A 14,469-nucleotide genomic window follows, 5' to 3' on the forward strand; every position below is an offset into this window, starting at 1 on the left:
TTCGTCCGCATGCTAAGTTAAATCATAGTATATAGGTAGGTTATCAAGGGATTGGTGCAGAGCAGGAACCCCGATCCGGGAAAAGGGAGGCTGGAGAATGGCTAAACCGCTGAAGGTGGATGAATTATGGCTGGAACGGATTGCAGGGCTTCTGGATGAGATGGAATTCGGCTCACTTCATATTGTTGTGCATGAAGGTCAGATCGTACAGATGGAGCGGACGGAACGCAAACGTTTTGAGAATGGATCTGCACGCATAAGTGGAGAGACCGGATGCCGGCGGACCGATTCCCGTTCTGCGGGACGAGGATAGAGGAGCGCAGCGAGAACCCGGAATGATGGTTTCATAAATAGTTCTGCAATAATAACGGCCCGCTCCCGGGGATAGGGGATGCGGGCCGTTTGGCATGCTGTCTCTTAATAACGCGGGGTTCGCCGCGAAGCTGAAACGCCTTCCACAAGCAGCACGATTGCAGTAATACCATGCATAATCCAACCCACAACAGGGATAAAGCCCACAATCGAAGTGACCACACCGATAACGTTGCCGACAACAGGTCCGCGATCTTTCAGCAGTACAACAATAGCAACCGCATGCAGAATAAAGGCGATACCAAGCGGCACCCAACCGTTTGCTACAACGAATATCCCGCCGATCACCGGCAGGGCGAGGAAAGCCTCAAACGCAAAAGTACCCCATTTTAACAGCTTGGCTAAAGGAGACATCTTACTTCACCAACCTTTTTTAAATTATTTGAAGGTAATATATAAAACGAACTAAAGATTATATGATAAAAAGGTGAGAGTAACGAAGGGGAAGTTTGGAACTGTAGGAGCGATAGCGACCGCCTTTGTCCCCGGATGTTCACCGCTGTAAGCGGTCTAATCCAAAACATCTGGGGATGGGCAGCGGCCGGAAGTCCAAACATTCCCCGTAGTGACGACCCAACCTTTATGTAACAACTTAAGTTCGTTTTATATATTTCAATAATAATGTTACGTATCGAATTCAGCAATCGTTCCAAATCAAGCTGGAGAAAAGCGGCTTGCTGAGGAAAAATTTGTCCTATATATTGGAACAAGAGGGATACAATGCGCTCAGAGTACATCAGAATCGGTTGGATAGGGAGAGAGTATATGGAGATCAGGGATAAGCTGGACATTCGCCATGAGATACCATTGGTTAGTCAGTATTTGGAACTGAGGAGTGCAGCAGGACTAAGCGAGATGAGTGCAGAGGGGGCAGAAATTGGGCTGCCTCGTTCGTCCTTTGCGGTGACCTTGTATGAAAATGAGACTCTAATCGGTATGGGTCGCGTGATTGGAGATGGCGGCTGTTTTTTTCAAGTCACGGATATCGCAGTCAGACCTTCCCATCAAGGCCGCGGATTGGGCAAAACCATTTTGCAGGAAATTATGTCCTTTCTCGCAACTGTACCGGATAAGGCTTATGTCAGTCTGATTGCGGATGGGGAAGCGGCAAAATTATATGCGCAGTACGGCTTTGAGCCGGTAATGCCAAGGTCTCAGGGGATGTTTTTGCGGCGTTAGGGCAGGGCTGTGCGAATGATAGGTCTCAAAATGCCCTTTTAATCGTAAAGGGCTTTTTAGCTTGCTCCCGATTGCTTGGAAAATGGTTTCGAATGATCCATATGGGATAAATTATGATTGAAGGGCGGAACGGTGCCTAAACGAAGAAAGTGAGGACATGGAAATGAAAATTGTACTGTTTGGTGCGTCCGGAGTCATTGGGCGGGCTATTTTGCAAGAGGCTCTGAAGCGGAAGCATGAGGTTACAGCTGCTGTACGTCAGCCGGATAAATTGGAAGCATCGCATGACCGTCTGCGCACCATAAGCGTGAATATTCTGGACCCTGCTTCGGTGAGTGCAGCCGCCCGCGGGCATGAGGCTGCGATTAGCGCTTATGGACCGCAATGGGGAAGTGAATGGGAACTGCTGGAGGCAGCCCGCTCCTTGGTGGAGGGGCTGACTGCAGCAGGACTGACCAGGCTGCTAATTGTTGGCGGGGCAGGCAGTCTGCGGACGGAATCCGGTGAGCTGCTGATGGATACTCCCGGATTTCCTCCAGAGGTAAGGCCGCTGGCTGCTGCACATTCCGATGCCTATGAGATCTACAGGAACTCGGAGCTGGACTATTCCTACGTATCTCCTGCAGCCGTTATCCAGCCGGGCCGCCGTACGGGGCAATTCCGCATCGGTTTGGACCAGCTGGTTATAGATGAGAACGGGGACAGTATCATTAGTGTTGAAGATTATGCAGTAGCTATGATTGACGAGCTTGAAGAAGGCCATTTCAGCCGGGCCCGATTTACGGTAGGTTATTAATAGAGCTGTGTTAAATACAGGGGAATAGCTGGATAACAAATCTCAGTCTACAAGGGAAAAATGACTGTAAAAAGGGGGCGGAATTATGTATGTGGTGACTGCGGAGCAGATGCGCCAATTGGACCGTGAGACGATAGAGGGCCTCGGCATCCCGGCGATTGCTCTGATGGAAAATGCGGGGCGGGCCATTGCGGAGGAGATCATCGCGCTGTGCAAACGGCGAGGGAGCGGAGACGCAGGGCATATGGAGCGCACCGGAAACAGCGGAGCTGCGGATGCGCCTGTGGGCTTCGGGATCAGCGGCGATTCCGCGCTGACCCTGAAGGATGCCGCTGCCGAGCGATGGCTCGTCCTCGTCGGCAAAGGCAATAACGGCGGCGACGGGCTGGCCGCCGCCCGGCACCTCAGCGAGGCGGGCATCGCCGTCACGCTGGTGTATGCAGTGCCGCCGGAGTCGCTGACCGGCGAGGCCGCCCTGCAGCGCGATGCCGCTGCGGCGATGGGCCTGTCCGCCGTAGTATACGGCAGGGACAGGCTGGACATCGCCGCATACAGCGGCATACTGGACGCGCTGCTCGGCACCGGTGCGGCGGGAGCCCCGCGCGGCACCTATGCGGAGCTGATTGCCGCCGCGAACAGCAGCGGCAAACCGATCGTGTCCGCGGACATCCCGAGCGGGCTGGACGCGGACACAGGCAAGACGCATGAGCCGTGCGTTCATGCGTCCGTTACGGTCTGCCTCGCGTTTCTCAAGCGAGGCCTGCTTCAGTACCCCGGCGCCGGAGCGGCGGGGCGTGTGGTGGTCCGCTCCATCGGCATTCCATCTTCTCTGGCGCGGAAAGCGGGCGTAACCGTATATTGGCTTACACCCGCAGTGCTGCAAGAGGTTCTTAACGTGGATGTCTCACGGCATCGTTCACCGGAAGGCCATAAAGGGACCTACGGGCATGTGCTGATTGCGGGAGGCACCCTGCGCATGAGCGGTGCGGGTCTGCTCTCAGCCCGGGCCGCGCTGCGGGCCGGCTGCGGGCCGGCTGCGGACTTGCGACCTGGGCGCTGCCGCGGAGGCTGCTTCCTTATGTCATCGGCTCGGTACCTGAGCTTATGCTGGCGGAGGTTGGCGGCGATGAAGACGGCAGCTGGAATACAGCTACGGCACAAGAGGTGCTGAGACTTGACGCTGAGCGGGATGTTACCGCTGTGGGCCCCGGATTGGGACGGTTCACGGGCGATACCGATTGGCTGCGCGCAATCTGGGAAGGAACGGAAAGTCCGCTCGTGATCGATGCGGATGCTCTAAATATACTGGCTGAGGCTGATTATCGGGGCTGGTCAAGCCGTCGTCACCCCGTTATTCTGACGCCTCATCCCGGAGAAATGGCGCGGCTGGCTGGGATGTCTACTGCTGCGGTTCAGCGGGATCGTATCCGGCTGGCCTTGGAATATGCGGAGGAGCACGGGGTTACCCTTGTACTTAAAGGTGCGCATACGGTAATCGCGACCCCGGAAGGCCATGCCTATGTCAACACGACCGGAAGTCCTGCCATGGGGACCGGTGGAGCGGGCGATGTGCTGACAGGCATGATTTCCGGCCTGCTGGCACAGGGCATGAATGCTGCACAGGCAGCAGCATTCGGAGTATATCTGCATGGGCTGGCCGGCGAAAGGGCAGCCCGCCAGCGGGATAACCCGGCGGCGTTAATCGCGGGAGACATTATTGAAGCCTTATAAGCTGCAAGAAACCGGTTGTTTACTGGAGGAGAAGATAAAGGAGCGGCGCAAACAGGGCAAAGACGGGCAGCAGCAGCGGAGCCCGGTCTGCGGCAAGCTCCGTCGCACGAAAGAGCAGCAGGACCAGCACACCCGCTACGCCGCACACCCACCACGTGCCGCCTTGCTCAGTCCATAGCCATAGACCGGCTCCCAAACCGGAAGCTCCATAGACAATCAGGCTGCGGGAAAGCGAGCTGCCGGGCAGCAGGCGAAGAAGGGCATCGGCTGCCAGAGAAGCGGTCAATCCGTAGACATATACCGCATAAGGTACGGTAACCGGCCAGCCCTGCGGCTTGCCGCCGCTTTCTGGTACCCATAGCATAAACAGGGACAGAAGAAGAAACGTTAGTCCAGCACAGGCTAATTTGCGGAGTGCATACATTCCGGCTGTCAGGCGGACGGATGGAATTCCGCCAAAGTTGGATTTGTTCATGATCCTTTCATCCTCTCATTAGGAGCGGGCCAATCCCTTCCCGTTAGGGTTAAACAGAAGGCTGACGACTCCGTTGTAATGACTTGATGTGCTCGTATATTTCTATTCACCCGCCCAGAAAAGCGTGCGCTGCACCCTGTAAACACCTCCTTAATCCTTCGGAATGTTGTGATTTTTTTTCTAATGAACTTCGTCCTTGAGCCACGTAGCGTATGTCAGCTTATACATGGTACATTGAGTAAGTCGGTAGAAACATTCTATGGAGCGCGAAGGAGTTGATGTCGCATGGAATTACAGATCCGCAAAGCCTCAAAGGATGACATCGAGGGTTTATGCCGGTTGATGGAGCAGCTGAACGGAAAGCCGCTTTTGCCGGAGGAGATGGAACGCCGTCTTGATTTTATCGAGAGGAGTCTGATTGAGGAGCTGTATGTATGCGCAGAGACAACCGGAGGGGACAAAGCTCCCATATTGGGCGCGCTCGGCTTCAGACTCCGGGAAAACATGGAAAATATGAGCCGCTATGGTGAAGTCTCGCTGCTGGTTACCGATAGAGAAGTGCGAAGACGGGGGATAGGCAAAAATCTTATGGCTTTCGCCGAGCACCTGGCCTCCGAACGGGGCTGCATCGGCACCTGGCTGGCCAGCGGCATGGGAAGAGTAAATGAAGCTCATGTATTTTACAAGTCGCTGGGTTACGAGATTACCGGGTACCGGTTCGTGAAAACGAATTAAAGTGGAGGGAACTAGCATAATGATTTATAGAGATATGCTGATTGAAGACTATGCTGCCGCATATCGTCTATGGGCGAACACGGAAGGCATGGGACTCAGCGCAGCGGACTCAAAGGAAGAGATTGCACGTTTTTTACAGCGCAATTCTGGTTTGAGCCAACTTTGTGAAGCTGAAGACGGCAAGCTTGCCGGCACAGCGTTATGCAGCCATGATGGGCGGCGGGGATTCCTGTACCATGTTGCAGTGAGCGGTTCTTCCCGGGGACAAGGGGTGGGACGGGAACTTGTTAAAAGATGTCTGGACAAGCTGTGCGAAGAAGGTATCGCCAAATGCCATCTGATGGTCATTGGGGACAACGAACTGGGCCGGGACTTCTGGACTGGCCTTGGATGGCAGTTCAGGGACGGGATTGCCCTGTACTCGCAGGATACATAGAAGACTCGGGCGTACAGCATGTTGCAGGCAGGGATACGCGGATTCGAGCCGTTGGGCGGACTGTATAGCCCTTATTATCGTGCTGATGTTCTAAAAGAGAACAGAACCGGACTGGGGTGACGCTAATTGTGGATTCAACGCCTTCTTTAGCCCGCTTTCAGCTAAATAAGGGCTCCTCTGTCCGCCAAATACGAAATCGGGGGTATTTCAAGTAGATAGCGTTTCCTGGGTCCGTTAACAACCCGATAATTTGAACTTAAGAATTTCCTTTACAGATGTCGGTCATAACTACGGGGTAACACCCCATAGCATAGGTCAAAACCTTTAGTTGAATTTTTATAGTCTTAATAGTTGTTCAGATCTGAAAGTGGAGGCTTTTACATGAGGTTTAAAGATGTATTCTCAATTATTGGTCCGGCGATGGTTGGACCTTCCAGTTCGCATACGGCAGGAGCAGCACGGATCGGCAGAGCAGCCCGGCAGGTGCTGGGTGAAATGCCACGCTCGGCTGAAGTCATATTCTTCGGTTCCTTTGCGGCAACGTACCGGGGTCACGGCACGGATCGGGCAATTGCCGGGGGCCTGCTGAATTTCTGCACGGATGATCACCGGTTGCCTGACTCCATAGAACTGGCGGGGGAAGCGGGAATGGAAATTTCATTTCGGCAGGGAGCAGGGCTGTTTCCCCATCCCAATACGGTGCAGCTTCGTCTTGCCGGTAAAGACAGCGGCAGTGAGCTTGCGCTTACCGGTATTTCAATCGGGGGCGGGAACATCGAGATTGTGGACATCGATGGCTTTGGTGTGAAGCTGAGCGGGATGTATCCTACGGTTCTGATTCACCATATGGACTATTTGGGTGTGCTGGCAAGCGTAACCGCTGTGATGCGCAAGGGGCAGTTCAATATTGGGCATATGTCACTGGACCGGAAAAACCGCAGCGGTGCCGCATTAACGGTGCTTGAGCTGGATGAATCCGCTACACCGGAGCTTTTGCGCGATTTGGGGGCCCTGCCTGCGGTGAAGTCGGTGAAGCTGGTTGACTTGAACGATGATAAAGGGAAAGGGAGAACACCATGAATTTTCAAACCTTGAGCCAGCTGGCTGTATTATGCGAGGAGCGCGGTCTTGGCATCGGCGCCCTGATGCTGGAGGAACAAAGCGCGGAGTCCGGACGTACCCGGGAGCAGGAATTCGCCACAATGAGTCAGTATTACGGAGTGATGAAAGAGGCCGTTCATCGCGGCATGAATGAGGATACCACCTCGCGCAGCGGACTGACCGGTCTTGATGCCCAGCGGGTAGGTGCATATAATGCCGCAGGTGAACCCTGTCTTGGGGGCGCAGCCGGTGAAGCGATGGCCTATGCGCTTGCGGTGTCTGAAGTCAACGCCTCCATGGGGCGCATTATCGCCACACCAACAGCGGGTTCATGCGGAATCATCCCGGGGGTATTCCTGAGCTGTCAGCAGCGCTTCGGCTGGGATGATGACTATATGGTGTACGGATTGTTTGCGGCGGGAGCTATTGGATATGTCATCGCTAATAACTCATTTGTATCGGGTGCGGAAGGCGGATGCCAGGCCGAGGTGGGTTCAGCTATCGGAATGGCGGCAGGCGCACTGACGGAGCTGCGCGGCGGAACTCCGGCTCAGGCCATGCATGCTGTCGGGCTGGCACTGAAAAATACACTTGGACTGATATGCGATCCTGTCGGAGGTCTGGTGGAGATCCCGTGCATTGTCCGGAACGGATTCGGTGCGGTTACGGCACTTGCTGCCGCAGATATGGCGCTGGCCGGCGTACACAGTGTGATCCCATCCGATGAAGTCATCAAGGTGATGCTGGAGGTAGGGTCGTCTATGCCCGAGAAGCACCGGGAGACCGCTGGCGGCGGACTGGCCCAGACACCTACGGGCCGCAAAATCATGGAGGATTTGCGGCGTAACTAGGACTCTTGTTCAGCCTCAAGCATTTTAAAACGTTTCAGTTGATCCCACAGCCCCTCCTGGCGGAGAATCTCCGGCTGTTTCGGTCCGATGAGATCGAAATGGGGAAACGGCGAACGGTTATGAATATATTGTGGAGGCAATCCGTTAGCGACACACCAGTCTGTCAGACGGGCAAGGTCGGCGCAGCCTACCTTTGTGACGGTAGTAGTACCGGGAAAACGCGGATCAAGCCAATAATGGGTTAAAAAAGCGATCTCGCCGTCCGAGACCGCTTTTTTCCATGCGTTCAACTCTTCTCTTTTCACTCCAAAGGCCATAGCTGTCTTCATTCCTGTCTGTCTGCAAGTTCACTCTATTATAACTCCCTTTATTCTTTTGTTATAATATCAGAATACACAAAGGCTTTTCTATAAATAATGGCTATAAGAAAGGAGATATCTCAATGAACGGACAAATAAGATCCGACATACGCGCGGGTCTGGAAGTTGACATTGTGCTGAAGCAGGATCAGCCTACCGGCAAGCTGACCCATGGCATAGTCAAGGATATTCTGACGAATTCCCCCCGCCATCCCCATGGAATTAAGGTGCGGTTAACGAGTGGACAAGTTGGAAGGGTTAAGAATATTAACAGCCCCGCATAAGCTGAACTAAGCTGCGATACGGATTAACGCATGGAAAGGGAGATGTATTATGGATGAGAATGAGAGATATCCCATTGGTCATTTCGAGTTCGAGGGTGACATTTCAGAGCAGCAGCGTGAAGCATGGATACAGGATATCGAAGGGCTGCCCGCGCTATTAAAAGCAGCTGTCAACGGGCTTAGTGACGGGCAGCTCGATATTCCGTACCGTAATGGAGGCTGGAGCAGCCGTCAGGTCGTGCACCATATTGCAGACAGCCATATGAACAGCTATATCCGGTTCAAGCTTGCGCTGACGGAGGAGGTGCCCACCATCAGACCCTACTATGAGGACCGGTGGGCGGAGCTTTATGATTCTACAGCGGATATTCAAATCTCTGTGGCCTTAATTGAGGCGCTGCATACCCGGTGGGTGATCCTGCTCAGATCGCTGGACGCTCAGGACTATAAGAGGACATTCCATCATCCGGAGTCCGGCAAGACCTCGCCTTTAGATTATAATTTGGGATTCTATGCCTGGCACGGCAGACACCATGCTGCACACATAACAGGGCTTAGAGATAAACTGAATAAATAATGGGCTGTCTATCCGCTCTACCTTTTTAAAATAAACCAGCAACCGGTCATCGGCATTGCTGGTTTTTTGTCGATCCTTAACGGGGGTTACCGGCCCAGGAACTCTTCTACATACTGGTCAGCCTTCGTCTGATTACACAAATTGCAGGCGCAGACGCAGTTATCGGGTGTGGTATGGCCGCCCTTGGCACGGGGGAGCAGGTGGTCTATGGTATCCCCGTATAAGCCGCAGAAATGACAGGTGTAATCATCCCGTGTCAAAATATAACTCCGAAAGTCCTTGTTGCTGTAAAGCCGGCGGATGGTGCGGCGGTTAACGACGACAGCCGCATGTTCCTTCACAAGAGTGACCGCAAGGTCGAGATCAATCTCCTGATGCCACCGCCGGCCTTTATCGCTGTGGCCGCGCATCAGGATCATCCCCTGAGAGGAGGGAATGAGCGCGGATGTGTCCTGAGGCTCCGGCTTCGGGCCTCTCGGGTGAGAAGCCGGACGCCGGGGTCTTAACTCCGGCTTCTTCATCCCTTCCGCAGGCTGCTGGGATGCAGGCAGCGCCGGGGCGGCTGCACTGCTGCGGTAACGCCCTTGGGAAGCACGTGATTTGGTCGCCTCTGCAGGCTGTGATCCATGGATCGGTGCAGTCGTCACAGACTGTGCCTTCAGGGCTTCCGCTTCCCGCAATTTACGGCAAGTGCGGCAGGCTCCGCGACGTGACTGGCCTTTGGAGCGTTTACCGGTCCGGCGGCGGAACTCGGTGAGAGGCTTATGTTGAAGGCAATATGCACAGGGTTTGGATGATAGCGGATCGGTTTGGGTCATAAGCATGTTTGGAGGGGCTGCAAACTGCCCGGGTCCAGTCACCTCGCCTTTGAATAGAGTTAGGAAATTGCTTTAAAAATACGTTCATGGTTCAAGTATATCGCAAAGTGGGGCCGTTCACACCGCAAGCCGGAAAGTCTTAGGTTCTTCTGTTCTGATAATGCCCCGCCTGCTTATTTAGAGCTTGTGCTGCTGCCTGTGTTATAGTGATATTTTCTGCTGGACGGAGCTCAGGAAAGACGTTAGAATGGCAGTGAAGAAAGGGTTTTCATTTTGCGGGACAGGGGTGACCGGATTGACAACTATATACGACATTGCTAAAAAAACCGGCTACTCGCCAACCACGGTATCCAAAGCGTTCAATAATTACTCGGACGTAAGGGAGAAGACGCGCCAGGATATACTCAGGACGGCCCGGGAAATGGGATATGTGCCCAATGCTCATGCCCGCACACTGACCACCAAGAAATCATGGACCATCGGGATACTGTTTGTGGAGAGTACGGGAGTGGGCATCAGACACCCCTTTTTTAGTGCCGTAATTGAAAGCTTCAAGCAGGTGGCCGTTGCCAAAGGCTATGATCTTATGTTTATTTCCAAGGATGTAGGGGGCAAACAAAGCGGCTATTTGGAGAACTGCCGGATTCGCGGTGTCGATGGGGTGGTTGTTTTTCTGTCAGACTATGTTGATCCCTATTTTCAGGAGCTGCTGGACAGTGATCTTCCGACTGTTATTCTGGATTTCGAGACCGCACAGTCACATACGGTTTGCTCCGACAATTCGGCAGGTGCGCTTCAGGCGATGGAATACCTGGTTTCTTTGGGTCACCGCAGAATAGCCCATATTTCGGGTGGTATGAACACTTTTCCGGGAAGCCGTCGTCAACTGGGATATGAGAAGGCACTGGAACAATGGGACCTTGAGCGGCGGGAATCATATATCGTTACCGGTGAATTCTACACTCTCGAGGGTGGTTATGAGGCGATGAAGCAGCTGCTGCAGCTTCCGGAACCGCCGACAGCGGTTTTTGCTTCGGGTGACCTGCTTGCCCTGGGAGCCATTATGGCGGCAAAAGACAGCGGCCTGAACGTACCGCGTGATATCTCTGTTGTGGGGTATGACGATATTGATCTGGCGAAGTATATCACTCCTGCTTTAACGACAGTACGGCAGGATACGGCCTTGCTTGGAAGCCAGGCAGCGGAAGTTCTCTTTGACACGATTAACGGGACGCTGAATGGGTATAAAGCGTTAGTACTGCCTACGGAAATTATCGTTAGAGCATCCTGTGCGCCACCTCCTGCAAACGGAGAATAACCCCTGAAATTTTTTTGGAAACAATCGAAACCGGTTTCGAAACACCGAATAAAGGCTCATCTTTACTCATGTGAATTCTGAATAATTAACTTTAGGAGGACTGTACTCATGACTAATTATTTCTTCGATGCAGGCAAATTCGTGATTGAGGGATTTGATGAAGGGAAGCCGTTCGCCAGCTTTCTGCCGGGACTTGCCGGCCTGAAGGGCATTCCGATGTGGACTTTCTATGTTAACCGCGGGCAAGGTGTATGCAGCTTCGGTGTGCGCGACAAGAACTCACCGATTATGGAGTTTTCCCCGGCAAGTATTACGTATAAGAATGTCGCGGCTACCGGCTTTCGCACCTTTATCAAAATCAAGGGTGAGCAGGAAATATATGAGCCTTTTCAATCGGCCCGGCCTGATTCTGCCGCAAAACGCACCATGACCATACTGTCCAATGGGCTGAGCATTGAAGAAGTCCACCAAGGACACGGTCTGAAGACAGTAATCCATTATTTCAACCTCCCTAATGACGATTATGCGGCATTGGTGCGGCGAGTCGAAATCGTGAATATTGGTGAGAAAGATATTGAGCTGGAGCTGCTGGACGGCCTGCCTGAGATCCTGCCTTACGGGGTTGAGAACAGCGGCTATAAGGAGATTGGGAATCTGCTGCGCAGCTGGATGGACGTATATAATCTGGAGAACGGTATTCCGTTCTACAAGCTGCGCTCCAGTACGAGCGACGAGGCGCAGGTTAGTGAAATCACGAACGGTCATTTCTATTTGTCCTTTATGTCAGAGGGAGAGAGAATCTCACCGATCGTCGATTTCGAGTTGGTATTCGGTGCCAATACGTCGCTTGCTTATCCCGACCGGTTCGCCGGAATGCCGCTTTCGGAGCTTGTGAAGCTGCCTCAATACCCTGTGAATAAGGTACCCTGCGGCTTCAGTGGAGTAGAACGGGTGCTGGCCCCTGGTGCAGGTCTGACTCTGAATACATTTATCGGGCACGTCAATGAGATTGACAAAATCAATCGAAAAGCGGATCTCCTATGCACGGAGCAATATGTTATAGGCAAGGCGAAGGAGGCTGCGGACCTGACCGGGGATCTTACAGCGGACATTGCTACGCATACTTCATCGGCGCTGTTTGATGCTTACTGCCGGCAGTCCTATCTGGATAATTTTCTGCGCGGCGGGTATCCGTTTATATTTGATAATGGCGGGGATGGCAGCGTGGTTCACCTGTACTCCCGCAAGCACGGCGATATGGAGCGTGACTACAATTTCTTCTCATTGGCACCGGAATACTATTCACAGGGTAACGGAAATTTCCGCGATATGAACCAGAACCGCCGCAATGATGTGTTTTTCAATCCAAAGGTAGGCAGCTTTAATATCAAAATGTTCTACAGTCTGATTCAGGCGGATGGTTACAACCCGCTTAGTGTGCAGGGTACGACTTTTGAGGTGACGGACGATCATAAACGTGAGTTTGCAAAATGGCTGGAGCAGGCCGCGCCCGATCATCACGAGGAGCTTAGCAAGCTATGCAGCGGCAGGTTTACGCCGGGACGGCTGATCAACTACATTGCTGACCATAACGTTGCCTTAACGGTGAGCGAGGAGGAATTCCTGTCCTGTGTACTCTCCCTGTCGCAGCAGAACATAGAAGCTTCTTTCGGTGAAGGCTTTTGGTCGGATCACTGGACGTACAATCTGGATCTGGTGGAGGGCTATCTTGATATTTTCCCGGACAAAAAGCAGGAGCTGCTGTTCGGGGACGAGAGCTATGCCTTTTACGACAGCCCGGCATATGTTCAGCCCCGCAGTGAGAAATATGTGCTGAATGGCGGCAAGGTGCGGCAGTATGGCGCACTGCTGGAGGATGAAGAGAAGCTGCACAAGCTGCGCCGCAAGGCCGGGGATACCCACTGGCTGCGCGTGGACGGCGGACATGGCGGTATTTATCGCACCAGTCTGTTCGTGAAGATGATTTCTCTTGCTCTGAATAAATTCGCAACTCTGGACCCTTACGGGCTGGGCATAGAGATGGAAGGCAACAAGCCGGGATGGAATGATGCCGTGAACGGGCTGCCGGGATTGTTCGGCTCAGGGATGAGCGAGACGTTTGAGCTTAAGCGGAGTATTGTTTTTTTGCTGGAAATGCTAATGGACGGGGAGTTCAGCAGAAAGACTGTGGAACTGCCGGAGGAAATGGCACAATTGCTGGAGAGCGTAAATCATGCGGTGACTTCCGTGCTGACAGGAGAGCTTACACAGTTCCGTTACTGGGATATGGTAGCCACTGCCCGTGAAACTTACCGGGAATCTGTTCGTTTTGGCATCAGCGGTATGCAGTCCGAGGCTTCACTGGGTTACCTCCGGGAAGTACTCTCCAATTTTTTGGCTAAAATCGAGGAGGGCATCAGCCGCGCCGTAGAGCTGGGAAACGGGCTTGCTCCGACCTATTTCCGTTTTGAAGCGACGAAATTTCAGCCGGTCAGGGATGATGAGGGGAACCCCGTAATCAGCGCCTACGGACTTCCGAAGGCAGTAGTAGAGGAGTTTGAGGTCTACGCACTCCCTTATTTTCTGGAAGGTCCAACACGCTGGCTGAAAACGCTGAAGAACCGTGAACAAGCAAAGAACGTTTACGACTCTATCAAAAAGACAGGACTATACGATCCCAAAACGTCGATGTACCAGACCTCTGTCAGCCTTGAGGGGGAGTCTCATGAAATTGGGCGCATGCGCGCTTTTACCCCCGGCTGGCTGGAGCGTGAGTCGAACTTCCTGCATATGTCGTACAAATATTTGCTGGAGCTGCTCAAGGCCGGGTTGTATGAAGAGTTCTACGGTGAACTCCAGACCTCACTCATTCCGTTCCTTGATCCGTCCGTATACGGACGCAGCACCCTGGAGAATTCGTCATTTATTGCCACCGGCGGCAATCCCGATCCTGGTGTGCATGGCCGAGGGTTTGTGGCCCGTCTCAGCGGATCGACAGCGGAATTCCTCAGCATGTGGAGAGTCATGATGGCGGGCAACAAGGTATTCTCGGTCGTGGACGGAGAGCTGGCTTTGACTTTGGCTCCGGCCTTGCCGGGCTGGCTGTTTGATGAGCAGGGCAGTCTCTCCTTTACCTTACTGGGCAGTACAGCCGTGACATATTACAATCCGCGGCGGGCTGACACTTTTGGAGAGAATGGGGCCGTTATTCAGAACCTTACGCTTGAATACCAGGAGGGTAACGCGGTTGAAATTCCAGGAGCGCTGCTGCGCGGAATTCATGCGGAAGCCTTGCGGCGCGGGGAGATTGCGAGAATCGGGGTAGTGCTGGAGTAGAGAATGAACAGCAGGGGGTCATATTTTCGGAAAAGAACCAGCCAAGCCGAAAAATGAACCCCCTTTTCCAAAATATGAAACCTTACAGGCTCGGGTGAAAA

General features: G+C 53.3%; 17 protein-coding genes. 13 read left to right on the forward strand and 4 right to left on the reverse strand.

All coding sequences use genetic code 11. The annotated features are described in order from the left end of the window. Positions 1–97: 97 nt before the first annotated feature. Positions 98–313: a YezD family protein gene (locus PaeBR_RS01855; protein WP_410513238.1), complete on the forward strand. Its 216-nt coding sequence runs from the start codon at positions 98–100 to the stop codon at positions 311–313. A gap of 104 nt (positions 314–417) precedes the next feature. On the opposite strand, the gene PaeBR_RS01860 is transcribed toward PaeBR_RS01855, so the two are convergent. Beyond that, on the reverse strand, positions 418–726 hold the full coding sequence (locus PaeBR_RS01860; RefSeq protein ID WP_410513239.1) for a hypothetical protein: 309 nt from the start codon (positions 724–726) through the stop codon (positions 418–420). Between the two features lie 411 nt (positions 727–1,137). On the opposite strand from PaeBR_RS01860, the gene PaeBR_RS01865 reads away from it, so the two are divergent. The 4 genes from PaeBR_RS01865 (at position 1,138) to PaeBR_RS01880 (ending at position 4,078) form a co-directional block, all read left to right on the forward strand. Then, positions 1,138–1,551, forward strand: a complete 414-nt coding sequence (locus PaeBR_RS01865) for a GNAT family N-acetyltransferase (protein ID WP_410513240.1) — start codon at positions 1,138–1,140, stop codon at positions 1,549–1,551. 163 nt (positions 1,552–1,714) lie between these two features. Continuing rightward, a complete protein-coding gene (locus tag PaeBR_RS01870; RefSeq protein WP_410513241.1) occupies positions 1,715–2,347 on the forward strand; it encodes an NAD(P)-dependent oxidoreductase in 633 nt (210 codons plus the stop codon). Between the two features lie 85 nt (positions 2,348–2,432). Further along, positions 2,433–3,518 carry an NAD(P)H-hydrate epimerase gene (locus tag PaeBR_RS01875; protein WP_410513242.1) on the forward strand — a complete coding sequence of 362 codons (1,086 nt, stop codon included), beginning with the start codon at positions 2,433–2,435 and terminating at the stop codon, positions 3,516–3,518. Then, positions 3,416–4,078 carry an NAD(P)H-hydrate dehydratase gene (locus PaeBR_RS01880; protein WP_410515044.1) on the forward strand — a complete coding sequence of 221 codons (663 nt, stop codon included), beginning with the start codon at positions 3,416–3,418 and terminating at the stop codon, positions 4,076–4,078. Before PaeBR_RS01875 ends, PaeBR_RS01880 begins: the two co-directional genes overlap by 103 nt. A gap of 19 nt (positions 4,079–4,097) precedes the next feature. Here PaeBR_RS01880 and PaeBR_RS01885 read toward each other — a convergent pair whose 3' ends face one another. Beyond that, the gene (locus tag PaeBR_RS01885) at positions 4,098–4,553 is read right to left on the reverse strand and encodes a hypothetical protein (RefSeq protein ID WP_410513243.1); all 456 of its coding nucleotides are present in this window, start codon (positions 4,551–4,553) and stop codon (positions 4,098–4,100) included. Between the two features lie 285 nt (positions 4,554–4,838). Between PaeBR_RS01885 and PaeBR_RS01890 the strand changes: the two genes are divergently transcribed. The 4 genes from PaeBR_RS01890 to sdaAA all read left to right on the forward strand — a co-directional run bounded on the left by PaeBR_RS01890 (position 4,839) and on the right by sdaAA (position 7,676). Further along, positions 4,839–5,288 carry a GNAT family N-acetyltransferase gene (locus PaeBR_RS01890; protein WP_410513244.1) on the forward strand — a complete coding sequence of 150 codons (450 nt, stop codon included), beginning with the start codon at positions 4,839–4,841 and terminating at the stop codon, positions 5,286–5,288. Positions 5,289–5,307: 19 nt separating this feature from the next. Beyond that, positions 5,308–5,724, forward strand: a complete 417-nt coding sequence (locus PaeBR_RS01895) for a GNAT family N-acetyltransferase (RefSeq protein ID WP_410513245.1) — start codon at positions 5,308–5,310, stop codon at positions 5,722–5,724. Between the two features lie 381 nt (positions 5,725–6,105). Beyond that, the gene (gene sdaAB / locus PaeBR_RS01900; protein ID WP_410513246.1) at positions 6,106–6,804 is read left to right on the forward strand and encodes an L-serine ammonia-lyase, iron-sulfur-dependent subunit beta; all 699 of its coding nucleotides are present in this window, start codon (positions 6,106–6,108) and stop codon (positions 6,802–6,804) included. Then, positions 6,801–7,676, forward strand: a complete 876-nt coding sequence (sdaAA, locus tag PaeBR_RS01905; protein WP_410513247.1) for an L-serine ammonia-lyase, iron-sulfur-dependent, subunit alpha — start codon at positions 6,801–6,803, stop codon at positions 7,674–7,676. Before sdaAB ends, sdaAA begins: the two co-directional genes overlap by 4 nt. Here sdaAA and PaeBR_RS01910 read toward each other — a convergent pair. Continuing rightward, positions 7,673–7,993, reverse strand: a complete 321-nt coding sequence (locus tag PaeBR_RS01910) for a hypothetical protein (protein ID WP_410515045.1) — start codon at positions 7,991–7,993, stop codon at positions 7,673–7,675. The two genes, sdaAA and PaeBR_RS01910, sit on opposite strands and share 4 nt — an antisense overlap. Before the next feature lie 125 nt (positions 7,994–8,118). Between PaeBR_RS01910 and PaeBR_RS01915 the strand changes: the two genes are divergently transcribed. Next, a complete protein-coding gene (locus PaeBR_RS01915) occupies positions 8,119–8,319 on the forward strand; it encodes a YwbE family protein (protein WP_410513248.1) in 201 nt (66 codons plus the stop codon). A gap of 49 nt (positions 8,320–8,368) precedes the next feature. Further along, a complete protein-coding gene (locus tag PaeBR_RS01920) occupies positions 8,369–8,896 on the forward strand; it encodes a YfiT family bacillithiol transferase (RefSeq protein ID WP_410513249.1) in 528 nt (175 codons plus the stop codon). Positions 8,897–8,982: 86 nt separating this feature from the next. On the opposite strand, the gene PaeBR_RS01925 is transcribed toward PaeBR_RS01920, so the two are convergent. After that, entirely contained in the window at positions 8,983–9,720 is a 738-nt protein-coding gene (locus tag PaeBR_RS01925) for an HNH endonuclease (protein WP_410513250.1), read from the reverse strand. Positions 9,721–10,009: 289 nt separating this feature from the next. Here PaeBR_RS01925 and PaeBR_RS01930 point away from each other — a divergent pair, with 289 nt between their 5' ends. Together PaeBR_RS01930 and PaeBR_RS01935 are read left to right on the forward strand one after the other, a co-directional pair. Beyond that, entirely contained in the window at positions 10,010–11,032 is a 1,023-nt protein-coding gene (locus PaeBR_RS01930) for a LacI family DNA-binding transcriptional regulator (protein ID WP_410515046.1), read from the forward strand. Positions 11,033–11,140: 108 nt separating this feature from the next. After that, on the forward strand, positions 11,141–14,368 hold the full coding sequence (locus tag PaeBR_RS01935) for a cellobiose phosphorylase (protein WP_410513251.1): 3,228 nt from the start codon (positions 11,141–11,143) through the stop codon (positions 14,366–14,368). Positions 14,369–14,469: the final 101 nt, after the last annotated feature.

It is taken from the genome of Paenibacillus sp. BR2-3 (assembly GCF_046529485.1).
In the GTDB taxonomy this organism is placed as follows: Bacteria; Bacillota; Bacilli; order Paenibacillales; family Paenibacillaceae; genus Paenibacillus_AQ.